Origin of the sequence: Phormidesmis priestleyi ULC007, from assembly GCF_003003695.1 — a bacterium.
GTDB lineage: Bacteria > Cyanobacteriota > Cyanobacteriia > Leptolyngbyales > Leptolyngbyaceae > Phormidesmis_A > Phormidesmis_A priestleyi_A.
The window spans coordinates 21741-45791 of record NZ_PVWG01000028.1 but is presented as its reverse complement, the minus strand read 5'-3'; the positions used below and the strand labels follow the sequence as shown (position 1 = coordinate 45791).

Annotated in this window: 16 protein-coding genes; 9 read left to right on the top strand and 7 right to left on the bottom strand. The window is 48.8% G+C overall.

Annotation, left to right across the window (positions count from 1 at the left end; translation table 11 throughout):
• Positions 1-303: 303 nt before the first annotated feature.
• Together C7B65_RS18735 and C7B65_RS27945 are read right to left on the bottom strand one after the other, a co-directional pair.
• Positions 304-3423 (bottom strand): ABC transporter transmembrane domain-containing protein, encoded by a 3120-nt coding sequence (locus C7B65_RS18735; RefSeq protein ID WP_073074225.1) that lies wholly within the window; start codon positions 3421-3423, stop codon positions 304-306.
• Positions 3424-3728: 305 nt separating this feature from the next.
• The gene (locus C7B65_RS27945; protein ID WP_181314439.1) at positions 3729-3881 is read right to left on the bottom strand and encodes a hypothetical protein; all 153 of its coding nucleotides are present in this window, start codon (positions 3879-3881) and stop codon (positions 3729-3731) included.
• Positions 3882-4183: 302 nt separating this feature from the next.
• On the opposite strand from C7B65_RS27945, the gene C7B65_RS18730 reads away from it, so the two are divergent.
• The 6 genes from C7B65_RS18730 to C7B65_RS18705 all read left to right on the top strand — a co-directional run bounded on the left by C7B65_RS18730 (position 4184) and on the right by C7B65_RS18705 (position 11501).
• On the top strand, positions 4184-6859 hold the full coding sequence (locus C7B65_RS18730; protein WP_073074226.1) for a PAS domain S-box protein: 2676 nt from the start codon (positions 4184-4186) through the stop codon (positions 6857-6859).
• A gap of 114 nt (positions 6860-6973) precedes the next feature.
• Positions 6974-7975, top strand: a complete 1002-nt coding sequence (locus tag C7B65_RS18725) for a multicopper oxidase domain-containing protein (protein ID WP_073074227.1) — start codon at positions 6974-6976, stop codon at positions 7973-7975.
• A 167-nt stretch (positions 7976-8142) separates the two neighbouring features.
• A complete protein-coding gene (locus C7B65_RS18720) occupies positions 8143-9153 on the top strand; it encodes a ComEA family DNA-binding protein (protein ID WP_073074228.1) in 1011 nt (336 codons plus the stop codon).
• Between the two features lie 78 nt (positions 9154-9231).
• A complete protein-coding gene (locus C7B65_RS18715) occupies positions 9232-10188 on the top strand; it encodes an FTR1 family iron permease (RefSeq protein ID WP_073074229.1) in 957 nt (318 codons plus the stop codon).
• Between the two features lie 29 nt (positions 10189-10217).
• Positions 10218-10661 carry a ferritin-like domain-containing protein gene (locus tag C7B65_RS18710; RefSeq protein WP_073074230.1) on the top strand — a complete coding sequence of 148 codons (444 nt, stop codon included), beginning with the start codon at positions 10218-10220 and terminating at the stop codon, positions 10659-10661.
• A 105-nt stretch (positions 10662-10766) separates the two neighbouring features.
• A complete protein-coding gene (locus C7B65_RS18705; protein WP_073074231.1) occupies positions 10767-11501 on the top strand; it encodes a glutathione peroxidase in 735 nt (244 codons plus the stop codon).
• 65 nt (positions 11502-11566) lie between these two features.
• On the opposite strand, the gene C7B65_RS18700 is transcribed toward C7B65_RS18705, so the two are convergent.
• The 3 genes from C7B65_RS18700 to C7B65_RS18690 all read right to left on the bottom strand — a co-directional run bounded on the left by C7B65_RS18700 (position 11567) and on the right by C7B65_RS18690 (position 14893).
• Complete coding sequence (locus tag C7B65_RS18700) at positions 11567-12991, bottom strand: aromatic ring-hydroxylating dioxygenase subunit alpha (protein ID WP_073074232.1); 1425 nt, start codon at positions 12989-12991, stop codon at positions 11567-11569.
• Between the two features lie 116 nt (positions 12992-13107).
• Complete coding sequence (locus C7B65_RS18695) at positions 13108-13839, bottom strand: HEPN domain-containing protein (protein ID WP_073074233.1); 732 nt, start codon at positions 13837-13839, stop codon at positions 13108-13110.
• Positions 13823-14893, bottom strand: coding sequence for a ParA family protein (locus tag C7B65_RS18690; RefSeq protein WP_073074234.1), 1071 nt, complete (start codon positions 14891-14893; stop codon positions 13823-13825). Before C7B65_RS18690 ends, C7B65_RS18695 begins: the two co-directional genes overlap by 17 nt.
• Before the next feature lie 601 nt (positions 14894-15494).
• Here C7B65_RS18690 and C7B65_RS18685 point away from each other — a divergent pair.
• From C7B65_RS18685 to C7B65_RS18675, 3 genes are all read left to right on the top strand, one after another.
• Entirely contained in the window at positions 15495-16760 is a 1266-nt protein-coding gene (locus tag C7B65_RS18685) for a glycosyltransferase family 1 protein (RefSeq protein ID WP_083583104.1), read from the top strand.
• A 38-nt stretch (positions 16761-16798) separates the two neighbouring features.
• Positions 16799-17944, top strand: a complete 1146-nt coding sequence (gene glf, locus C7B65_RS18680) for a UDP-galactopyranose mutase (protein ID WP_073074235.1) — start codon at positions 16799-16801, stop codon at positions 17942-17944.
• 91 nt (positions 17945-18035) lie between these two features.
• Positions 18036-20261, top strand: a complete 2226-nt coding sequence (locus C7B65_RS18675; protein WP_106254094.1) for a family 1 glycosylhydrolase — start codon at positions 18036-18038, stop codon at positions 20259-20261.
• Between the two features lie 258 nt (positions 20262-20519).
• Here the strand turns inward: C7B65_RS18675 and C7B65_RS18670 are convergent, their stop codons facing one another.
• Together C7B65_RS18670 and C7B65_RS18665 are read right to left on the bottom strand one after the other, a co-directional pair.
• On the bottom strand, positions 20520-22067 hold the full coding sequence (locus C7B65_RS18670; protein WP_073074257.1) for a TAXI family TRAP transporter solute-binding subunit: 1548 nt from the start codon (positions 22065-22067) through the stop codon (positions 20520-20522).
• Between the two features lie 375 nt (positions 22068-22442).
• On the bottom strand, positions 22443-23963 hold the full coding sequence (locus C7B65_RS18665; RefSeq protein WP_073074258.1) for a family 10 glycosylhydrolase: 1521 nt from the start codon (positions 23961-23963) through the stop codon (positions 22443-22445).
• Between the last annotated feature and the right edge of the window lie 88 nt (positions 23964-24051).

Sequence of the window (24051 nt, the reverse complement as noted above, 5' to 3'; positions counted from 1 at the left end):
CGAAGGAGTGTTGAAACACACTCTGGTAAAAGCATTGAGAAATCACTCATGAGTGTGAAGACAAATTAAAAGATCAACGCGTTGCTGTAACCGAAGTGTTTTAACGGTTCTTGACAAGCGATGTATTGTGCAGAGACTTAACGGATCTGGTAGCGCAACCCCTGTGTATTAAACTTGCTTTATTTCTGTGTCAGAAGTATTTAGGAGCGTTACTTCTCACATCTATGATAGTGTTTCTTGAAAAATTGATTCAAGTATCTTTGCAGATCTTTTTGATCAAATTTAGTATTAGAGATCCTGATATTAAAGATCCAGTTGTTGTTGGGCAAGTTGAGCATAGAGTCCTCCTTTAGCGATCAGTTGTTCATGGGTGCCTTGCTCGACGATAATGCCGCGATCGAGCACCAAAATGCAGTCAGCACTGCGAACAGTCGAAAGTCTGTGGGCAATAATAAACGTGGTGCGGTTATGGCTAATGTGCTGCAAATTCTTCTGAAATCGGCGTTCTGACTCGGTATCGAGAGAACTGGTGGCTTCATCTAAAATTAGAATGCGAGGATTGCTTAAAAGCGCACGGGCGATCGCGATGCGTTGGCGCTGCCCGCCAGAAAGCATGGTGCCGCGCTCTCCAACTTTGGTGTGATATCCCAAGGGCAAAGTCTGAATAAACGAGTGAGCTTCGGCAAGTTTCGCCACCTCCAGCACTTCTTCGAGACTATATTGCGGTCGATAAAGGGTGATGTTGTCTAAAATCGTGCCCGAAAACAGAAAGCATTCTTGGGGCACAATGCCTAACTGCTGGCGCAGCGATTGGGGCGACACATGGCGCAGATCGTTGCCGTCGATCGTGATCCGTCCGCTAGTAGGCTGATACAAGCCTTGCAGCAAATTTGCCAGGGTGCTTTTGCCAGAACCACTGCGACCGACCAGCGCGATCGTGTTGCCAGCATTGGCGGTGAAGGAAACGTTTTGTAAAATATTGCGATCGTCGTCTGCGTTGTAGCGAAACGTCAGATTTTCAAGGCGCACTTCGCCTTTGATGCGAGGGAGAACTAGCAAAGGGCGATCGGGACTTTCTTCGGGTTGGGCGCTAAAGATATCATCCAATCGCTCAACCGATACCAGCACTTCTTGAAATTCATCCCAAAGCCCAACTAAAGACAACACCGGATTGATCACACTGCCAATCATCATATTGAATGCAACAAATTGACCAATACTGAGTTGATCTTGAATCACTAGTGTTGCACCATACCAAAGTAGTGCGGTGCTGCCTAGCATATTGATCAATCCCCCGATGCTTTGCAGCCCGTTCGCGAGTTTCTGTCCTCGAAATTGGGCGTTAAATAGTCCTGTTAGATCATCTTCCCATTGCCAGCGGAGTTCTCGTTCTGATGCCGTCGCTTTGACCGTTGCGATTCCAGTTAGCATTTCTACGAGCGTTGAGTTTTGCTTGGCAGATTCATGAAAAACCTGGCGCGACGTTTGCCTCAAAAATGGACTCGCAACCACCGTTAGAATCACGATCGGCGGCAGCAAAGCCAGTACCATCAAGGCTAACTGCCAGTTATAGTGCAGCATTAAGCCGACATAAAAGATCGCCATAATCGCGTCTAACCACGCAGTCACCGCTTGCCGAGTCAGAAACAACTGAATCTTGTGATTCTCTTGAACTCGTGTGATGATATCTCCGACATGGCGCGTTGCAAAAAACTGAAGCGGCAAGTTGAGTGCGTGACTAATAAAGCCACTGATCATCGTCAGATCAACCTGGTTAGAAAAGAAATCTAGCAGATATTGACGGATGCACGTTAAGCCAATTCGCCACGACCCAAACAGCAGTAGCCCGATAATAAACACCTGCAACATGGGCAAGCTTTTGTGAACCACAACCTGATCTAAAATGATCTGCGTAAAGAGCGGCGTAACTAAGCCAAAAACTTGCAGCAATACCGAGGCGAGAATGATCGACCACAGCATCGACTGATAAGGCACAAATGCGCCCAAAAATCGCCCCAATGAAGGCTTAGACGACGGCATCGCTTGCAGTAGCTCAGTGGGGTTAAGCAGCAGCGCATAGCCCGTCCAACTCGCCTGAAAGTCGGGAATGGTTAGCGATCGTCGCCCTAATGCGGGGTCAGACACTAACACGCGATTTCGTTTAACCCGATAGACGACAATGTAGTGATCGCCCTGCCAGTGGGCAATCCAGGGAGTCGATTGTTCTGCCAGACGGCTAAAGCTTGATCGCACCGGGCGAGACTGAAATCCTAAGTTCTCAGCGGCGAGGGCGAGGCTTTTGAGCGATGCGCCCGATCGTCCGACTCCTGCTAGATTTCTGAGCATGTTTAAGCTAAATCGCTTTCCCCAATATTGCGCGATCATCGCGAGACAAGCTGCGCCACAATCTGAACTGCTCTGCTGGGCAATATATGGGTAAGACTGCCCAAATCCGCGTCGTCGGCTGGGTTTGGCAAACTCGATCGCTGAAGGCTTGGTTTGAATCGGTAACGAGGGCTGAGACGAGGTTGACTGGGGAGGAGGCGCAGTGCGAGGAGGAGTCATCGAGAGAGACGCACTGCGATGACTGCGTTGGGGAGCGATCGGCGGCTCGGTCTCGTCTTCAGACGATTCAACTTTCAGCGTTGGCAGAATGGCTTGAGCGCTCTCCCAGTGGCTCACCGCGAGTTGATAACCCTCCAGATTGGTCGTGGCTATCCAGTCGTCAGGCATGACATCGGGATAGCCCCAATAGTCTCCGATCGTCGGTGGTGCATTTGGCGGACTGGCTTGACTGTGAATCTTACCGCTACGAAGCCAAAAGCGACCCTCGGTGGTGGGCGTTGCTTGCGCTAACGGTGACCCGGCTGGAACCCCAACTTCGGTCACATAAGGCATTAGTCGTTTTAGCGTGTGGCTAGACTGCGATCGTAATGTGGTTGAAACTTTAAAAAAGATCAGTCGCTGTTGACTCAAGGCGCGATCGCGTAGATAAGTTTGCAGTGGGGGATGCTGTTGCAGCCAGGGTTCTAGCGTTGCGATCGCGATCTCAGCAACTACGCCTGCACTGGCGGCGATCGCTCGATAGGGCAACGGATCACGGCTAAATTGCCGATCTGCGCCGTAAGCGTCTCCGGCTTCGAGCAGTGCCACCGGAACATCTCGCTGCTGAGTCTGATCAAAACTGACTAGACGGACACAACCCAGACACACGATCGATAAGTGCTGATCGTTTGACGAAGAGTCGCTTTTAGCCAATTCATCGCCTAGCTGAATGTCGCGCAGCTTGAACGATCGGCTAAAGTCTAAAATCCACGATCGCGCCGTAGGAAATAGATTGAGCAAAATGTCAGCCAATATTGCATCTGCGTGATTAGGAGTTGCCGAAAGATCAGATCCTCTAATATCTGGTAATGGTTTCATGGGGCATGTCGAAAATGAATAGAAACCGTTGTGATCTTCTGTAGTTTCTATAACGATGCGACTCGATCGAGATCCCTGAAGAAGTTACGAATCTTTATAAACCTAATTTTGCAGAAGTCTTCAAACAATTTTTGCATGAAATTAGGCAGACAAGACACCTATCTCACAAAGTCCTTAATCCCTTGTGAGATATGCATCCTGTCTGCCTAAGAGACCAGGAATTTAGTGATTTAGTTTGACGATCGAGTCAGTTTTTTCAACATTACTTGGAGCGATCGCTCAAACGTGATCTGTGTAATATTTATCTACGTATAAGAAGCTATACCCGTGTGTGAATAAGACAGCATCATCATCAGCAAGATTGTGATTCCGATCGCGAGAATTGCTAGAGATCCCCAGCTTGCCGAATTAGAACTAATCTGTTGTTTCAGATTGTCAAGCTTGTTAGGATTTGCCATATCAATTTCTCCTTTTGCCGTTAATCAGTTGTGTAAACAGCATAGAAGAAGAAGTTGAGGAACTTGTGAAGAACTTGAAGAACTCCTGAATTACAAATCTCTACAGGGCTGTTATAGCGATCGCTCACAATACTATGTATTTAATGACACAAAAAGTCTGACTAATTAATTTTTAGAGGTGTTTACTTTGATATATTTATAATGCGTTAGATTACTAATAGAGGAATCGGGATTGTGTTCATCGCTACATCAGTTTTTTACACGAAAGAATTCAATTACCCGTTGCTTGTCAAACAAACCCCATGAATAAAACTTTATCCGCTCGTAAATTAGCGGAACTTGATACCGTCTCTTCACGCACGATCGAGCAACTGCAAGCTGAAATTCAAGACACATATGGCTTTCTGCCGCCGTTTTTTGTCCCTGCCACTCATACGCCTCAAGTCTTTAAGAACCTGTGGCAGCAAACGCTTTCTGCCCATATTCACAATCCTTTGCCTGACACATTTAAAGAAAAATTAGCTGTCTATCTCTCGCGTTTTTGCGCCGTTCCCTATTCCATGATTTGCCACAGTTGTTCGCTCTATGGGTTAGGGGTTGAAGCACGAGAAATCTTAGCGCTGCTCGAATCGCCACCGCCGACCGAGTTAAATATTATTGACCATTTACTCATGCTCTCGGCTCAACCCGATGAACTCAAAACGTGGTCAGAGTTAACACCTGCTCTAGAAGCCAGTTTGCTCGCTTGTGCAAGCTTTATTGCCCTAGAGTCGGAGAACACAAAACCTTGCCGAACTGAGCTAGAGCGCGTGTTAGGAGAAACCAACTATCACTTCTTGATCGCATTCATTGCCTACATCAAAACCTGCCATATTTGGATGGAGGCGCATCCAGACGTAAGCTATGTTAACGATCGCCGCTTTCAAGCCCACTTCGAGAATTTAGTGGTTGATGAGCCAGCGTTACTGGGCTTTTTTGACACCTATTGGAAGCAGATCAAGCGTGAGCAAGAAACTTGGTCAGCCCAGCAAGCGCTGATCGCCGAACGCAGACAAAACGAGTTGGTTTTGAGACAAGTTGCAGAAGAGAGGCTTTATCTTGCCCGTGCAGTCGCTTCGACCACCGAGAGCATTGTGATCACTGATCCCAATCAGCTCGATAATCCGATTATTTACGTCAATCCTGCCTTCACGCGCATTACTGGATATGATGCTCAAGAGGCGATCGGGCGCAACTGTCGCTTTTTGCAGGGTGCAGACACCGATCAACAAGCAGTGGCTCAGATTCGAGCCGCGATCGCCGAGCAGCGCGAAATTAAAATCACAATTCTCAACTATCGCAAAGACGGTCAGCCGTTTTGGAACGAACTAAAAATCGCCCCCGTTTTGTCTGAAGCTAGAGAACTACTCTATTTTGTGGGCATCGCTGAAGACATCACCGATCGAGTCCGCGTCGAAGACGAACGCAAACAAGCAGAACAAAAAATTCGAGAGCAAGCCGCGCTGTTGGATGTCACCACCGATGCCATTTTTGTGCAAGATCTATCTCGCAAAATCTTGTTCTGGAACCCAGGAGCCGAACGCTTATATGGATATCAGTCCGAAGAAGCATTAGGTCAAGATGCCACTGTCCTTCTGCACCCAGAAAAAGCCATCCAACTCGAACAGGCTCAAAAAACGGTGCTTGAGCAGGGAAAATGGCACAGTGAGCTAAATTTGATTCACCGATCGGGCAAAAAACTAGTGGTCGAAAGTCGCTGGACTTTTGTAAAAGACGAGCATCACAATCCAAAATTCATCCTGGTCGTCAGCACTGATATCACCGAGAAAAAACAGCTCGAAGCTCAATTTCTTCACGCTCAACGCATGGAAAGCATCGGCACCCTGGCGAGTGGCATTACTCACGACTTGAACAACATTCTGACCCCAATTTTGGCAGCATCCCAACTGCTGCTGCTCAAAACTAGCCGCGATGATGCCAAACAGCGGCAGTTGCTCGACATGATTCAAACCAGTGCTAATCGAGGGGCGACGCTGATTAAGCAAGTCCTTTCGTTTGCGCGAGGGCTTGAGGGCAAGCGATCGCTGCTTCAGGTGCGCCACCTGATCGCCGAAATTCGGCAGATTATTCAAGAAACCTTTCCCAAAGCGATCGACGTTCATCTCGATCTCGCTAGCGATCTCTGGCTAGTGGTCGGGGATGCCACCCATCTACATCAGGTGTTGATGAATCTTTGCGTCAATGCTCGTGATGCCATGCCAAAAGGCGGAACCCTCAGCCTGATCGCTGAAAATTTGTGGATTGACGAACCCTACGCCCGGATGAATCTAGATGCTCAGGTGGGTTCTTATATCGTGGTCACTGTTGCAGATACCGGAACCGGGATCGCACCAGAGGTTTTAGACCGAATTTTTGAGCCGTTTTTTACGACGAAAGACTTGGGTAAAGGCACAGGGTTGGGGCTATCAACAGTTCTCGGCATTATCAAAAGTCACGGTGGCTTCATCACGGTGAGCAGCACGATCGGAGAAGGCACCCAATTTAAGGTCTACTTACCTGCGGTGAAATCTGAGGAACCGCCTTCAACCCAAGTCGAAGAGTTTGCGATCGGACAGGGAGAGTTAATTCTCGTGGTCGATGATGAAGCCAACATTCGCGAAATCAGCCAAGCCGTTTTAGAAACTTACCAATATCGGGTGCTGACCGCGATTGACGGCATTGATGCGATCGCTCACTATGCCGATCACAAGCGCGAGATTGACCTGGTGCTAATCGATTTGATGATGCCCGTGATGGATGGAGCCACGACTATTCGAGCCTTGAGAAAACTCAACCCACAGGTCAAAATCGTTGCTGTGAGCGGATTGGTGCCTAGCGCTCAAATGCCTGCGATCGGGTCAGAAATCCAGGCGTTTTTGCCCAAACCTTACACCGCAAAAGAGTTGCTAACCTGCATTCAAAGCGTTCTCAAATCTTAAGCAAGTGTGGCTTCTTAATGAGAATATTTGCTAAAAACTGCTAGAAGTTCTATGCTTCTAAAGGTAAATATCAGCGTCGATCGAGCAGCCCTTACGTTGTTCTAGTCAGTCACAATGTCAAATCAAAAAAGGCTGGAAAAATCCATCCTGAATCGTCGTCAATTGTTACAGTGGGGGCTGATTGCCGGGGCTGGAGTCGCAGCCTCCTCGATCGCGGCAACCCGTCTCTTAGGTAAGCGATCGTCGGTGATCATTCCGCCAGTGCCATCTGCTTCGACTGACCGATCGGGAATGAATCCGATGTCGATTTTGCGTGACTTTGACTATGGCACCGTCACCCAAGAAAATGGTCGTACGGTGCGCGAGTTTCGAGTCGAAGCGCAGACTTCCACGATCAAGCTTGACAACGCTCACTCATTCATCACCTGGAATCTCAACGGACGAGTGCCCGGCCCCACATTTCGCGCCACCGAGGGCGATCGGATTCGAGTCGTTTTTTATAATCGCGCTGGGCACTCTCACTCGCTGCACTTTCATGGCGAACATCCCGCCGATATGGATGGCATCAAGCCAGTCAAAAATGGCAGCGTCATGATCTACGAGTTTGACGCAAAACCGTTTGGAGTGCATCTTTATCATTGCCATGTTGCCCCGGTAACTCGTCACATCGGCAAAGGCTTGTATGGCATGTTCATCATCGATCCGCCGCAACCCCGCCCCCCTGCGGATGAGATGGTGCTGATTATGGCGGGCTATGACGTAAATGACGACCAAAAAAACGAGCTATATGCCTTTAACGGACTGCCTCACTATTACATGAAGAATCCGATTCCGATTCAGCAAGATCAGCTAGTGCGGCTCTATGTGCTGAACATGATCGAATTTGACCCGGTGGCGACGTTTCACTTACACGCCAATATGTTTCGGGTCAATCAAACCGGGCGATCGCTCACACCCAGCTATGAAACAGACGTGATCACGATGGGGACGGCAGAGCGACATATTCTCGAATTTAGCTATCACAACACCGGAAAATTTATGTTCCATCCCCATCAAGACAACATTGCAGAAGCAGGCTGCATGGGGTTCTTTGACGTAATCGGCAGCAAAGCATGATCCCGTTTTTAGGAAATTGAGGGAAAGCGATCGAGATTTATTGACAAGTATTCCTATAAAGGGTGACAATAACTCTCACGTTTGATTAATAGAAATCATTTTCATTAAGTAATTTTTCTAACCGAATCTCGTTGCTCTGGTCATTTTCACCTCACTTGGATACATCTATGTCTGTCTTACGTTTCTTCGCCCTGTTCTTCTCAGCGTTTAGCTTGTCAGTTTTGATTTCGTGTAGCAATCAAACTTCAACCCCAACTGCGTCTGCGCCTGCGAGTCCCGTAGCTCAATCAGAGATGTCGCCCCACTCGATGCACAGCGGCAAGCCCAAGATTAATATCAACAACGCAATTTTGTCTGAGCTAGATAAAATTGAGGCCATGTTAGGCGTTCCGGCACTATCTAACCGCATTCAGGCCAGCCGCCCCTATGCAAAAGTAGACGAATTGGTGTCTAAAAATGTGATCACCCAAGCGCAATTTGATCAAGTCAAAGATATGGTGACGATCGAAGACATCCAACTCACAGGCGAAGCCAAAGACGTAGACTTTATGACCAAGTTGGGGCTGATGAAAGGACACATGTTGGTCGCCAAAGAACTGTTAGATCTGCAAAAGCCCGATCAAGCTGAACCCCATATTGGGCACCCAGTCGAAGAGATCTACGCCGATGTCGAAGACCAGCTCAACGATCGCAACATCAAAGAATTTAAGACGGGGTTAATTGCACTGCAAGATACCGTCAAAGCGGGCGCAAAAGATGCGAATAAAGTTGACACCGAGTTTAAGACTTCTATGCAAGCTGTAGACGGCGCGATCGCTGCCCTCCCAGAGACTCAGCGCACCTCGCCTGATTTTGTGCTGCAAACGATCAATGGGTTGTTAGACACCGCCAATTCAGAATATACAGCCGCCATTGCCGATGGTAAGATTTCTCAAGCGATCGAGTATCAAGACTCTCGTGGTTTTGTAATTTATGCCAATGAGCTTTATAAAGCGATCGCACCCCAAATGGCAAAAGACAGAGCCAGGGCAAACACCACCATTCAAACCACAATGGCAGAGCTGATGAAGGCTTGGCCCTCCGTCTTGCCCCCGGCTACCCCAGTCAAAACACCAGTCGAAGTCTCTAAGTTGATTAAGACGATCGAGCAATCTGCTCAAAAGACTGCATCCTCTTGATCTATCAACAATGGAGTGACGGCTTAAACCACTGTCACTCCATTTTTCGATCACCCTACTACTTTTTAACTGCGACTCATGGACTTTAGTTCTGCATTACCGACATTTGTGATTACCCTCCGAGAAGGCGTTGAGGCGGCTCTCGTGGTCGGCATTGTGCTGGCTTATCTCAAAAAAGCCAAGCAGAGCGATTTAAACTCGTGGGTTTATGGCGGGGTTTTAGTTGGTCTATTAGTGAGCGGAGTGATTGGTCAGTTGTTTGGTTGGCTAATTGCCAACTTAGGAACGGTCAACCAAAAATATTCTCCGGTGATCGAGCCACTGCTAGAAGCCGTTTTTAGCCTGATGGCGATCGGGTTTTTAAGCTGGATGCTGATCTGGATGACGCAAAACGCCCGGATGATGAAGCAAAACGTCGAGGGCGCGATCGGGTCTGCCCTCAGCCATCGCGCCGGGGCAGGTTGGGGCGTTTTTGCCCTGGTTTTTTTTGCAGTCTTGCGCGAAGGGTTTGAAACGGTGCTGTTTATCGCTGCAAAATTTCAGCAGGGTTTAGTTCCTGCGCTGGGCGCACTGAGCGGCATCGCAGTCGCAGCAGGCATCGGAGCCTTGCTGTTTAAGTGGGGCGTTAGGCTCAATCTGCGGCTATTTTTTATGGTGATGGGAGCCTTGTTGCTGCTGATCGTGTCGGGCTTAGTTGTCACCTCATTAGGGCACTTTGACACCGCGATGCAAACACTGGCGCAGTTAGATCGCAAATCGGCGGGGCTGTGTTTCTTTCAAGAGCGATTTGCCAAGCCTCAAGACCGCGATTGCATTTTAGGGCCGATGGTGTGGAATACCAGCAAAGTGTTACCCGACGATCGCTTTCCTGGAGTCATTCTCAATGCTTTATTTGGCTACACGCAACGCCTATATCTGGTGCAGGCGATCGGCTATGGCGTGTTCTTAATCACGATCGGCAGCATTTACTTTCAAAGCCTTGCAGGTCGGGCTATTTTCCCGATTCGCAAAGCTCGATCGGCCATTTCTGACTAATTATCTATTTCTGAGGGCGTTTTACTACGATGAGAGAACTCGATATTCAATCGGCAACAAGCCTGCTCAATGCGATCATGGAGGCGGAGCTATCAGGTGTGGTTCGATATACTCACTATTCGCTGATGGTGACGGGCCCTAACCGGATTCCGATCGTGCAATATCTAAAAGCCCAAGCCACCGAATCGCTGCTGCACGCTCAGCAAGCAGGAGAAATTCTCACCGGGCTAGAGGGGCATCCAAGTTTGCGAATTGCTCCGATCGAAGAAACTTATGAACACTCGATCTACGACATTTTGCTAGAGAGCCTCAATCACGAAACGGCGGCTTTAGGTTTATATAAAGATCTGCTAGAAGTGGTGTCAGATGCCAGCATTTATCTAGAAGAATTTGCGCGCACCATGATTGGGCAAGAAGAGCTACACGGCATGGAACTTAAAAAAATGCTGCGCGACTTCAGTCCGGTCACATAACTTGTTATTGACAAAACATTGTCGGAAAAGTTGCCCATCACTTGCTTGACAACTCATACTCATTACGAGTACGCTCTATTAGTAACCGTCGAGGAGCTAATTTTTATGTTGCCTAACCGAGAAGGACAGCACGTTCCTAACGTGACTTTTCACACCCGGCAAAATAACCATTGGGTCGATCTGACCACCCACGATCTGTTTGCTGATAAGACGGTCGTTGTTTTTTCGTTGCCCGGTGCCTTTACACCTACTTGCTCATCGACTCACTTACCCGGCTATAACGAGTTGGCAAAAGTGTTTAAAGCCAATGGTGTTGATGAAATTCTTTGCGTGTCAGTCAACGACACCTTTGTGATGAACGAGTGGGCAAAGAGCCAAGAAGCTAATAACCTCACGCTGATTCCTGATGGCAACGGTGAGTTTAGCGAAGGCATGGGCATGCTGGTCGAAAAGTCAGATCTAGGATTTGGCAAGCGATCGTGGCGCTATTCGATGCTGGTGAAAAATGGCGTAATCGAGAAAATGTTTATCGAGCCAGAAGAACCGGGCGACCCATTCAAAGTCTCGGATGCTGACACGATGCTTGCCTACATCAACGCGCAAGCTGAGAAGCCGAAAGTTGTTTCTCTATTTGTGAAAGAGGGATGTCCGTTTTGCGCCCGTGCTAAGTCAATGCTGACCGATCACGGCATGGACTATGAAGAAATTGTCTTAGGTCGCGATGCCAACTTAAGAGCGTTACGCGCCATCACCGGAGCCGTCACTGCGCCGCAAGTGTTTATCGATGGCAAACTGATCGGCGGGTCTGAAGCCTTAGCTGACTACTTGAGCGTAGCGTAATCGCGAGAAGAACCCTCACCCCAAACCCCTCTCCCGCAGGAGAGGGTCCATAAGTTTAGTAGTGCTTATGAGCCAGACGATCGCCGCTTTTCTGCCAGGTTGCGTGGTGGCACGGTCTGACCTTGAGAAAATCGCCTTTCAAACCGACCCAGCACCAGCCAGATGATGTCGGCTAGCGCTATCGTCACTGTCTCAATCATGGCAGAGGGTTGGTCTAGCCAAAGGGTCGAGAGCGGAATCGTGGCGATCGCGATCACTCCAACGCCTACACAAGTGCTGCGAATTTGCTGAATTGTGTTTAGGGCAGCTCGACAACTGGCGCAGTTTTGGGTGTGAGACTGGTAGCGATCGAGCAGTTGTGCGGGCGATAAAGCCGGAGTCAACGCTTCACCCAGAAACGGATCTGCCTGATATTGGTTGACCCACTGCCGAAACTCTGTCACAAAGCGATCGGCGCTCGTGGGCAGATAAAACGCCTTAGCAAAATTAGAACTGCCGCCCTGACGTTCTAAATAGCGCTCTTGCAGGTGCAGGAAGATTTGATCGTCTTCAAGAATGGCGTTTTGATTGAGGTGAGAATACCAGCGCGGCGTAAGTTTGATGAAGAACGCTGGAATTTTTGAAGAAAACTTAAACGGAAAAATCGCAAATAGGCGGCATTCTCCCTTGCGGGTCGGTGTGGCGTAAACAACTGTAAGGGTTCTGCCAAACTGCTCTGAGGTGAGGTCGTGCCACATTAAGCCCGGAGCAACGAAGGTGGTGTCTTGCCGCCCCAATGTGCCTCGACGCGGACCTTCTGCCCACACGCCCTGAAAGCCCTGGCGATCGGACTTGACGACTTCTAATTCAACAGGGGCAGCGTTAGCGCGATTGCCGACTGATTTGTGATGTGTGAAGGGCAGATGACTAGAGTCGAGGACATTTTCTAATAACGTCAGAGCGTCATAGGGCAAATCGCGAAAGGTGTTGAGACAGACCCATTCAGTGGAATCTTCGAGCGCCTCGACGATCGGAACGGTGACTTTTTCAGCATTTTTTGGCTGACCCGCGTAGACAAACAGCAGACCTTGACGCACAGCCGTGGGCAGCGAGGCAACACAGGCTCTTTTAGAAAGATGAGCCATTCCGTCTGTCGCTTGTTGAGGAATGCGATCGCACTGTCCGTCTCCTGAAAATGCCCAGCCGTGATAGGGGCACTCTAGCAAGCCGTCTTCAGCTATTCTGCCTTGAGAAAGGGATGCGAGACGGTGAGGGCATTGGTCATCAAACACTCGCCAAGCTTGAGTGTGGCGATCCCACCAGATCACAAGATCGCGTTCTAGTAACGTAAATGGGGTCGGCGTTGTCTGATCGAGATCGGCGAGATAAGCGATCAGATGCCAAGCTTCTCGCCAATCAAAGCGAGTCGGGTCACTGCCGCCTGCCGCCACACTATCTGACTGAGCGGATTGAGGCGGTGCAATCTCTGAAATTCTGTCTTCTAAATTCATTGGGACAACGACAAGCGCGACGAAGCTGACTGTTCGATTTTATCGCGTCTGCATCTAATGTAAAGATTTGTTCATTTCTCTGATCGATTTACGCTTGCTTCTACCAAGTGCTATTTCTACAGCGCTTGATGGATGCTCTCAACAAGCATTTCAATAAAGTCAACGGCATCGCCAACAAGCCCCTCATCAATGTTCCATCGACTTCCAATATTAAAAGTTGGGTCTATGTCGGCTTCATGAGCAATTTTGTTTCTCCGATCGACGATCGAAGTTAGTTGTTGCTTAATATCTTTTGCGGGTTTAGTCATCTGAATAGCCATCTCATCCCACAGCTTTTTATCTGAGATGTATCTGATCGCCTCAGCGATTTTGTCTGCTTGCTGAAAGCTCTGATATCCCAGACGTTCCCGGATCTCATCCTCTAACCAAGAGGTATTATTTAGCCTATTTATGAGGCTATTAGAAAGTGTGGGGATCAAAGCTGAAACTGGGTAGGATTGCTGGAGAAATGTATAACCTTGAGCTTGTTGAATTTCATTTTCAAGCCAAGAGGCAATATCGATCGCGGTTAGTCGGTCCTGACGTGCGCCACCCAACGACACTTGAAAGCGTGAGAACGCTGAAGTTGTTGGTTCAGAACGCTGTCCTCGATGAATTTGCAACATTCCCAGCGTCACAACTTCATGCACATAATAATCCAACGCGCTCACAGCAAGAACCAGCGCAGCACGTAACATATCTGACATATCAAGTGCGCCAGTAGCTTGAGCTTTGACAGAGTTATGAAGTGCAATCAGGTCTCGGACGCGACCAATACTGATGCGAAATTGGTCAAGCGCTGACTGCATACGGCGAGCTTTCGGAACTTAGTGCAATGATTTTGTCTGCCAAATCTGAAAAAGTTTGTCTGAACTCCTCCTGTTTCTTTTGGTTGTTGTCCAAAACAATTCCTGTTTGACCCAACTGTTTAGGGGTTAACGCATAAACTGGAGTTCTATGTTCTTGAGATAGAGCAATCAGACTATTGAAGTTTGAAATTTTTGCCAGAGAGAAGCTGCCTTGAATTCCCTGATCTCTGTAAATCTGACTCGGCAGCATCATATGGTTCTGACTCATGATTGGAACCAATTTGTCAGAGACAGCTTGCTCAATCTTCTTGATCCAGGTTTGAAACGCAGCCGTCTCTTTACCTCGGATAATTCGATAGTTTTGAACGATCGTCCCTAAAAATCGCAGAGTTACATCAGGGAACGGATAATTAGCTTCCTTTAAAGTTTGAAGTGAGCTTGCTGACTTTGCCCAGGCATACCATCTTGGCAAGACTTTCGCCAAAGAGTCGATCGCCATTACAGAGAAGAAGTCAGCAGTAGTCGGCACTAAGAAGAAGTCACTGATCATGAGCAGATTTTGGTTAATCGAGCCTAAGCTTGGACTCATATCAATCAGCATATAATCTGCATTGAACTTAGTTGCCGTTTTTTCAAGCAGATCATTGATGGCACCGGGTAGATTCTTGAGAGCTTGAATTGAGCCACTTAATTCTTGAGCAATGCCTAGTGTTACTTCATACTCGGCAAAACCAACATGACCAGGCAACAGAAATAAGTCATTCCGACCTTGTATGGGAACACAATCAACAGCTTCAATCGCTCTCGGCTGTGACTCAAATGCGGGAGCCAATCCTGTCTTGATGTTTGAAGTTGTGTTGTAGATTTCTTGAATTCTCGCCTCGTCATCCTCAGTTTCTTCTCCCAAAGCCATGCCTGTGAGATTACATTGGGGATCACTGTCTACAAGGATCACTCTTTTCCCTTTTGAGGCAAGCATCCAGCCCAAATTGAATGTGGTTGTAGTCTTGCTGACTCCGCCTTTGTGGTTGAATAAAGCAATTTTTTGAACCATTACATCAAGCCTTCTTGTAAATGTCGCGATCGCTGCCTGCCCAAACCTCAAAAGACGAGGTAATTCCTAGCCTCTATCCTTGAGTGTAGCTTGAGGCCTTCTGACCGGAAGTTTACGCCCAAAAGAGCTTGGTGTTTGACCGACAATTCTAATTGCTATCATTTGCCCCAACCCAATCTGCTTGACTTTCTAAGCAATAGCGAAGCGATCGCACCTCTAACCCTGCCAGCATAGGAGCAAGAAGTTATTCAACACATTTCGTAAACGAATTTCGTATATGACAGCACTGCATTAAATTAAAAATCAATTGAAAATATCATTTCATCAGACAAAACTTCTACCTCAAGATAGAAGTAGTTTTGTCCTTTAGATAGAAGCCGAAAGAGAACACTAGCCCATATAGTCCGTTAAGTAAGTCTAAAAGTGAGGATAAAGTCTACGATCGAGCATTTTAACCTTGTGAGGAATTCGATAACTTAGTTATCAGCAAAAAGCGCTTTTATAAATTCACAACTCGTTAGTCTGCCTCTCTAGCTCATCTAAATTTTTACGACTTAAGCTCCTTATAAACCATTCAATATCTAACTTATTGAGACAACTTATGTCCCAATCTAAAAATCTGCCCGTCTATAATCTTGCACAGAGTTCATTTACAAAAGAGGACACAAAATCTACAAAGCTGCGCTGGTTAAATCAAGATATTTCTACCTTAGAAGATACTTTTTCAGATGCACCTGATCTGATTTGTTTGTCTCACTTGCGCTGGGATTTTGTCTATCAACGCCCTCAACATTTGCTAACTCGGTGCGCTCAAGACCGTCGAGTTTTCTTTATCGAAGAGCCATTTTTTGGCCCAGACGAACAAGCCTGGTTAGCCATGAGTCGGCGAGACTCTGGACTTTGGGTCGCCGTACCTCATTTGCCTGAAGGGTTGAGTCAAGAAGCTGCGATCGCACTGCAAAAACAGTTATTAGATGACTTATTTATAACCTGTAGCATTCGCGATTATGCCTTCTGGTATTACACCCCGATGGCGTTAGCATTTACTGATCACCTTCAACCCTTGGCGATCGTCTATGACTGCATGGACGAACTTTCTGCATTTCAGGGTGCCCCGCCTGCTTTGAAACAGCGAGAAATTGAGCTATTTCAGAAAGCGGACTTGGTGTTTACGGGCGGACAGAGCCTTTACGAGGTCAAGCGGCATCAGCATCCTAACGTTTACGCCTTTCCTAGCAGCATTGATGCGCCTCACTTTGCTCAAGCCCGTCAACCGATCGCCGAACCCCCAGATCAGGTCAACATTCCTCATCCGCGCCTTGGCTTTTATGGTGTAATCGACGAGCGCATGGATATCGACCTTTTGGCGGGAGTCGCGGATGCCCGTCCTGACTGGCATTTAGTGTTGATCGGGCCCGTTGTCAAAATCGATCCAGCCACGCTACCGCAGCGTTCTAACATTCATTATCTCGGCGGCAAATCTTATCTAGAACTGCCTGATTATTTAGCCGGGTGGGATGTGGCACTGTTGCCGTTTGCCCGCAACGAGTCTACGCGATTTATCAGCCCCACCAAAACGCCCGAATATCTCGCTGCTGGCAAACCCGTGGTTTCGACCTCAATTCGCGATGTGGTGTGCCCCTATAGAGAACTGGGTCTAGTGCAGATTGCCGATGCCCCGTCTGAGTTTGTGGCAGCCGTTGAAACTGCTTTGCAAACCGCTCGGCAAGATTCTGAGTGGCTCGATCGCGTCGATGCTTTTCTCGCCCAAAACTCGTGGGATAAAACTTGGGCAAGCATGAGCCACCTGATTGAGTCGGCAGTTTCAACAGTCAAAACGCCAACTAGGTCGCCCTCAGACCCCTAATCGCTCCGTCTCATTCATCTATACAAAAGGGTCTTGTCATGTTTGATTATCTCATTGTCGGGGCTGGGTTTGCTGGCAGCATTTTGGCAGAGCGACTTGCCAATCAATCAGGCAAAAAAGTGCTGATCGTCGATCGTCGAAATCACATTGGTGGCAACGCTTATGATCACTACAACGAAGCCGGGATTTTGGTACACAAATACGGCCCGCACATCTTTCACACCAATTCTCGCGACGTGTTTGAATATCTGTCTCACTTCACCGAATGGCGACGCTATGAGCATCGAGTTTTAGCAAGTGTTGACGGTCAGTTAGTGCCGATTCCGATTAACCTGAATACGATCAACAAACTTTATGGGCTAAAACTTAATTCCTTTGAGCTTGAGAAATTTTTTGAGTCAGTTGCAGAACCTAAAGATTCAATTCGCACCTCTGAAGATGTGGTGGTGAACAAAGTTGGGCGAGAACTCTACGAAAAATTCTTTCGCAACTATACCCGCAAACAGTGGGGCATTGATCCCTCTGAACTGGACAAATCGGTAACGGCGCGTGTGCCTACTCGTACTAATCGCGACGATCGCTACTTTACTGATACCTATCAAGCGATGCCGCTCTATGGCTTTACGCGCATGTTTGAAAATCTGTTGAATCACCCCAATATCAAGGTGATGCTCAACACTGATTATCGAGAAATTCGAGGGATGATTCCCTATAAAGAGATGATTTATACCGGGCCGGTAGACGAATTTTTTGACTGTCGGTTTGGCAAATTGCCCTATCGATCGCTCGACTTTAAGCACGAAACCTTAAACGAGTCCGTTCATCAAACTGCCCCTGTCGTCAACTACCCCAACGAGCATCTCTATACGCGCATCACCGAGTTTAAATACCTCACGGGTCAAGAGCATTCTAAAACCAGCATCGTCTACGAATTTCCGAAAGCAGAAGGCGATCCTTACTATCCGGTGCCGCGCCCTGAGAATGCCGAACTCTACAAAAAATATAAAGCCTTAGCTGACGCAACACCCAATGTAGAATTTGTAGGACGACTCGCCACCTACAAATATTACAACATGGATCAAGTCGTCGCCCAAGCCCTTGCAGTCTATGCAAAATTGAGCGATCGCTCTCGCTGGCAACCCGAAGAAAAAAACGGTCACGCCCTCGCAGGAACAGTTCGATAGTTTCACACGAAGTTTATCTACACGACAGATCCGCATGTAGGGGCACAATATATCGTGCCCTACCCCGGCAAATTTGGATTGAAACACAGGGATGAGAACATCGATAATTAGTCAGCCATTAGAACGCTGGCACCCCCACGGCCGCACACAAATTGCCAATGCTCTGGTACAAAAATCTGAAGTCGAACTGTGGGCAGGCGTAGAATGCACGGTGAATCGCGTCGGCGATCAATATTTTGATCAACTAAAACGCAACGGACACGCCGATCGCATCACAGATTTAGATCTATTTGCATCGCTAGGAGTCACAGCAATTCGCTACCCGGTGTTATGGGAACGCATCGCACCAGGAGATCTCAATCAAGCCGATTGGTCATGGGCAGATCAGCGATTGCAGCGATTGCGAGAATTGGACATTGAACCGATCGTCGGCTTAGTTCACCACGGCAGCGGGCCCGATCACACGAGCTTGATCGACCCTGCCTTCGCTCAAAAACTTGCTGAGTTTGCCCAAGCGGTTGCCACTCGTTATCCTTGGGTGCGTCACTATACGCCCATCAACGAGCCGTTGACGACTGCCCGGTTTAGCGGCTTATATGGTCATTGGTATCCTCACGGGCAAGACCCACTCACGTTTGTTCGCGCACTGCTCAATCAATGCCAAGCGATCGTGCTTTCGATGCAGACCATTCGGCAGATCAATCCTGAAGCGCGGCTGATTCAAACCGAAGACTTGGGAAAAGTGTTTAGCACTCCCCTACTCACTTATCAAGCCGACTTTGAAAACGAGCGCCGCTGGTTAAGCTTTGACCTGCTGTGTGGGCGAGTCGATCGCACGCATTCTTTTTGGAATGAGCTGTGTGGAATGGGGATTTTAGAATCCGATTTAGAGTGGTTTCTAGAAAATTCTTGCCCGCCAGACATATTTGGCATCAACCACTATTTGACCAGCGATCGCTTTTTAGACGAACGGCTCGATCGCTATCCATCTCAACTTCATGGCGGCAACGGCAGACATCACTATGCCGATGTTGAAGCCGTGCGCGTCTGTCCTGAAGGCATTTTTGGACACCACAATCTTCTCAAAGAAGTTTGGGAGCGATATGGACGATCGATCGCGCTCACCGAAGTGCATTTAGGCTGCACTCGTGAAGAACAGTTGCGCTGGTTTAAAGAAGCGTGGGATGCCGCAGACCAACTCCGCAAAGCAGGAGCCGACATTCGAGCCGTCACTGCCTGGTCGCTGCTCGGTGCCTATGATTGGAACACGCTCTTAACGCAAAGCGAAGGCTCTTATGAACCGGGCGTTTTTGATTTGCGATCGCCTACGCCCCGCCCTACTGCCCTTGCCGAGATGCTGCGTCACCTGGGCAACTACCAAGACTATACCCACCCAGTCTTGCAAGAATTGGGCTGGTGGAGACGCGCTCAACGACTGACCTACCCACGCACTCAGAGGGTAGATAAAATGCACGCTTCGGAGAACCCGATCGCAATTACTGGAGCCACTGGCACCTTGGGTCGTGCCTTTGCCCGGCTCTGTGAGATGCGGGGTATCCCCTATCGGTTGCTGACGCGGCAAGATCTGGATATCACCCAATCAGAATCGGTCACTCAAGTCTTAGCAGACCTTAAACCCTGGGCAGTGATCAACACGGCTGGATATGTCAGAGTTGACGATGCTGAACATCACTCTCATTTGTGTCGGCAAATCAACACCAACGGAGCCGCACTGTTAGCAAAAGCCTGCGCCGAGCAAGACATCGCATTTGTGACGTTTTCATCCGATCTAGTTTTTGATGGCACCCACACTGCGCCCTATGTTGAGAGCGATCGAGTTGCCCCTCTAAACGTCTATGGACAGAGTAAAGCGATCGCTGAACGATGGGTTTTAAACCTCAATGCTCGTGCCCTTGTGATACGCACCAGCGCCTTTTTTGGGCCGTGGGACGACTATAACTTTCTGACGATCGCCCGTCGCACCCTTGCCGATGGGCAACCTTTTTTTGCTGCCGAAGACGCGGTGATTTCTCCCACCTATGTGCCTGATCTGGTGAATGCGACGCTCGATCTGCTGATCGATCAAGAATGTGGACTCTGGCACCTGGCGAATTTAGGAGCCATTAGCTGGGCAGAGTTTGCTAGAGCGATCGCCCGTCTCACCGGGTTTGAACCGTCTCAGGTTGAAGCCTGTTCTACCGAGTCGCTAGGGTTAACCGCGCCGCGCCCGACTTATACCGCGCTGACTAGTGAACGGGGCATCTTGTTACCCTCCCTGGAAGGCGCGATCGAGCAATATCTACAAGCGTGTGGCTAAAAAAAAACAGCCTATAAAAGGCTGTCAAAAAACGCTCCGAAGCAAGTCTGTCTTTATAAAAGCAAATCTCAACGACCTTGGCTATCACTCATTCCAGTGATCTTCGTGCTTAGAGGGAAGGTACGCGTTTTTAGTGCATGAACTTGAGAGAATATTGAACCTCATTTTCCAAAACCTCGGAGGTTTAAGCCACTCTGTCGGTCATGATGCTTGATTCTTGGTTAAAACCTCCGAGGTTTGCGTAAGTCCTAAAATTTCTCAAGCGTGAGGAACAGAAGACTGTGGCGCAACTGCACCCGTTTGAGGAACCAGTGTCATCACCGAGATTAACTCCATAAATTCGATATATGCCTTGATGTCGATCTGATCAGCCAACAGCATCTCTCGATATTGCTGCTTGATCTGGGTTAATTTTTGCAGTGCTGCCTGTGAGTCGAGTTGCAGTGAGGCTTGCCAGTCGTCAAGCAGTAGTAGTGTATCTAGAACAAATCGTTTGCGACGCTGGTCTAGCAGATTGCGGCACTGGTCAGCAAACGTCTGAGTTTTTTGTCGCACTTCCTCATACACCTCAGAGGGAATTGAACCTTCGATAAACATTAAGCGATGCTCTTGACTGAGTTCTTCAATGCCATCGATCGCCAGTTGAGCATCCTGGGGAAGCAGTTGTTTCAATTCACCCATGCGCTTTGAAGTTGCGGTGATCAGTTTTTTAGACCGATCGCGCCGCCATTTTTGCAAGAGCAAGCCAATACTGCTAGTGCCCAACAAAATGACTAATCCAGCTTGCAAGTCACTGTTGTTTTCCCAATAGCGAATCCAAGCATCGCGGGGGTCGCCCTGCTCATAAACTGCCTGAGCCGCAGGGTGAATGTAAAATAAGCCTTTTTGCAAGAGCGATCGCGGCTCTCCAGTTTGCAGATCTGGATAGAAGGGCGAAAATTTGCGTGACGTAGACAAAATTGCCCAGGTCAGAAGTCCGACTGCTTTCTCGTCCACATCAGGACGGGTTACTAAAACCGTTGCCGTTGACAAAGTAGGAATATCTTGCGCCGGGATGGCAGGACGCGCTGCGTAAGTTCCTGTCGGAATCGTGGCAGTTTGATAGGCACCCGGATCACGAATCACCAGATAATTAATCACCTCTGGCGGTATCGGCAACAGTCGCAAAGCCGGATTGCTGGCTAACCGTTGGCGAAGCTTTTCACTGGCTCCGACACTGCCGACGTAGATTGCCGCATCGATTTGACGGGTTGCCAATCGTTCAAAAACCTGATCAAAACTAGAGCTATCGGCGCGCACCTTTAGTCCGATCGAGTCCATCAACTGGTCTGCCGTAAAGCGAATACCGCTGCCCTGAGACCCCATACCCACCCGTTTGCCCGTTAAATCAGTCAGCGATCGCACCTTAGAATTAGACCGAGCGATCACATGAATCGGCTCGTTTGCCAAAATTGCGACCGCTTGCACCTTACCTTGGCGCATCACGTCAGTGACGACATCAAGCTGCACAAGGGCAAAATCGGCTTGACGATCGAGCAGGCGCTGCAAGTTTTGCCGCGATCCTTCAGAGCTAAGGTTTTGCACATCTACGCCCACGGTGTTTTGGGTAGACACGCCAATCTGTTGAGCTAGACGGTTATAGTAACCGCTCGTGGTGCCACTAGAAATCGTGATGCGATCGGGCTGGCGGCTACAGCTACTCACCCCCATCAAGACGATCGTGCAAACCAGCGAATGAAGTGGAATGCGTCGCCAATGGGTAGCACCGATCGAGAACTGTGTCTGCAACCATGAACGTTTCAGCATAAAAATTAGCGGCATTGCTGAATAGAAGGATGATTTGGGTAGGGGCAATCCCCCCGTGGTTGCCCTCCATACATCAGGATGATTTGGGGTATGGACAATCTCTCCGTGGTTGCCCTTCCTAGGTTGGGAGTAGGCACGGGGGCGCTACCCCTACGTTATTGCATCCTCTCATTCTGCAACGCCAAATCAATGTCAGTTCGACAGAAGTGGTTTGCTCTGGTTGTGAATTCGGGAAGCCCCCTAAATCCCCCAAAATTGGGGGACTTTGAATCAGAGGTTTGGTCTTAAAGTCCCCCAGAATGGGGGATTTAGGGGGCAGAAGCCGCTGACAACGAATCGAAAAAACTCGTCGAACTGACGTTAAATCAGCATGCGTCACAATCGTCCGCGAACTTGGCAATATTTGCGCTGACGATCGGACAGCGGCTCTTGCCACGAGTAAGCAAAATGACTGATTGAATTCACCTGCGGGCCTGCCTGCCGAATCGCCTCCATCTGCATCTCTAAAGGCGGACGATTGCTAATCGATTGCTGCCAAATTCCTGCCAAAACTGGCTTCACTTGCTTTTGGGATGACGCTTGACCTAACACCCGGCGCACCTGATTGACAATGCAGGTCGTGTTGCCACACACGCCATAAGACATGGGATGCCACTCTAGCGACGCAGGAAACCGATCCCACGGCTGCAAGCGCGAGTCGAAGCCTTGACCCACATTTTGATTGGCCTCAGGAAAGAAAACCGCTCCGGTAGGAATGCCTAACCGTTGAGCCGGGGCAGCCCCAGCCGCCAAAAAGTCCACAACGCCCTGCATGGCATGTGCCACACTAAATCGCCACAAGTCCAATCGCAAAATTGCGGCTCGGTTCGCGATCGGAATTCTGCTTTCGTTAACAGCCGGAATGCGCCCTTGCCACATCGGCGGGCCGGGTTGATTGGCATAGAGCTTATCGACCGCCACCACATCCGCCGCGCTGATCGAGCCGCGCTGAATAAACCGCTTGATTAACTCGCGTCCTTTGTCATTTAAGGCCCGTTGCAGAATGGCTTGCTGGGCTGCGTCTCCATAAATCCACAGATCTTTGACTTTGTTGGCAATAGAGGCACCACCCGTGCCGCGCGGATAGCGAATATAGTCAAACAGCATCCCATCGGGGCGGCGTTTAGCGATCGCTGCCACCAGTTGGGCATAATCTTGCCGCGCCTGCGGATTATAAGGATCAATAAACGCTTCATCGGGGTTGAACGCTCCTAGCTCAGTGCTTAACCCCGCGATCGTATTCATCGTTAAGCTAGTTTGCCCCTGACCATTTTTGGCCAGCGCCGCTTCTCGATCTGGTCGAATCGCGTAGGTATAGCCAAAATTCATGCTAAACATCCACGCGTAAACCGATAATCCTCGTTCTCGCCCTTTTTGAATGGCTTGTGCTAGAAGATCGACGTTTTCTGAACCTGGCAGTTTCACCACCGAATTCCAGGCAGTCGGGTTATCGGCTTGCGGAAGCAAGACTTGCCCATTATAAAAGACCTCAACATTGATCTGGTTATAGCCTCGATCGACAATGCGATCGAGCACTTCTTCTAGCGCCCCTGGCTGAATATCGCACGGGTAGAGCCGAATCCAGATCGCTTGAGTTTTGAGCCAATTCTGATTGCGACATTTACGAAGTTGGTCTGCCCGTTCAGCAACCAGAGTTTTGTAATGCTTTTGGGCATTTTTGTCGTCTTTTTGTGCAGCTTTACGAGCCGTCTCTTTGCGGGCGATCCCCTCCGTGGTTTGTTGACAATAGGGGGGAAATTCTGCCTGGGCTGGATGGCTCCAAAACCCTTGACCTATCAACGTGGTGGCGACGATCGCACTCATAACTCGCTGGCGCAGATACCGATGTCTCTTCATGCTTACCGATTGCCCAAATCCCATATAATGCTTAGAATCTCTTCGTGATCTTGCTCGATTAGACTGCACAGGCCCCCTAAAGTCAGGC

What these genes read in the sequence shown, in the direction of transcription:
- C7B65_RS18675 (WP_106254094.1), top strand. Translation starts at nt 18,036, where the DNA reads ATGAGAACATCGATAATTAGTCAGCCATTAGAACGCTGGCACCCCCAC.
- C7B65_RS18695 (WP_073074233.1), bottom strand. Translation starts at nt 13,839, where the DNA reads ATGCAGTCAGCGCTTGACCAATTTCGCATCAGTATTGGTCGCGTCCGA.
- C7B65_RS18690 (WP_073074234.1), bottom strand. Translation starts at nt 14,893, where the DNA reads ATGGTTCAAAAAATTGCTTTATTCAACCACAAAGGCGGAGTCAGCAAG.
- C7B65_RS18705 (WP_073074231.1), top strand. Translation starts at nt 10,767, where the DNA reads ATGTTGCCTAACCGAGAAGGACAGCACGTTCCTAACGTGACTTTTCAC.
- C7B65_RS18670 (WP_073074257.1), bottom strand. Translation starts at nt 22,067, where the DNA reads ATGCTGAAACGTTCATGGTTGCAGACACAGTTCTCGATCGGTGCTACC.
- C7B65_RS18725 (WP_073074227.1), top strand. Translation starts at nt 6,974, where the DNA reads ATGTCAAATCAAAAAAGGCTGGAAAAATCCATCCTGAATCGTCGTCAA.
- C7B65_RS18720 (WP_073074228.1), top strand. Translation starts at nt 8,143, where the DNA reads ATGTCTGTCTTACGTTTCTTCGCCCTGTTCTTCTCAGCGTTTAGCTTG.
- C7B65_RS18700 (WP_073074232.1), bottom strand. Translation starts at nt 12,991, where the DNA reads ATGAATTTAGAAGACAGAATTTCAGAGATTGCACCGCCTCAATCCGCT.
- C7B65_RS18730 (WP_073074226.1), top strand. Translation starts at nt 4,184, where the DNA reads ATGAATAAAACTTTATCCGCTCGTAAATTAGCGGAACTTGATACCGTC.
- glf (WP_073074235.1), top strand. Translation starts at nt 16,799, where the DNA reads ATGTTTGATTATCTCATTGTCGGGGCTGGGTTTGCTGGCAGCATTTTG.
- C7B65_RS18685 (WP_083583104.1), top strand. Translation starts at nt 15,495, where the DNA reads ATGTCCCAATCTAAAAATCTGCCCGTCTATAATCTTGCACAGAGTTCA.
- C7B65_RS27945 (WP_181314439.1), bottom strand. Translation starts at nt 3,881, where the DNA reads ATGGCAAATCCTAACAAGCTTGACAATCTGAAACAACAGATTAGTTCT.
- C7B65_RS18735 (WP_073074225.1), bottom strand. Translation starts at nt 3,423, where the DNA reads ATGAAACCATTACCAGATATTAGAGGATCTGATCTTTCGGCAACTCCT.
- C7B65_RS18710 (WP_073074230.1), top strand. Translation starts at nt 10,218, where the DNA reads ATGAGAGAACTCGATATTCAATCGGCAACAAGCCTGCTCAATGCGATC.
- C7B65_RS18715 (WP_073074229.1), top strand. Translation starts at nt 9,232, where the DNA reads ATGGACTTTAGTTCTGCATTACCGACATTTGTGATTACCCTCCGAGAA.
- C7B65_RS18665 (WP_073074258.1), bottom strand. Translation starts at nt 23,963, where the DNA reads ATGAAGAGACATCGGTATCTGCGCCAGCGAGTTATGAGTGCGATCGTC.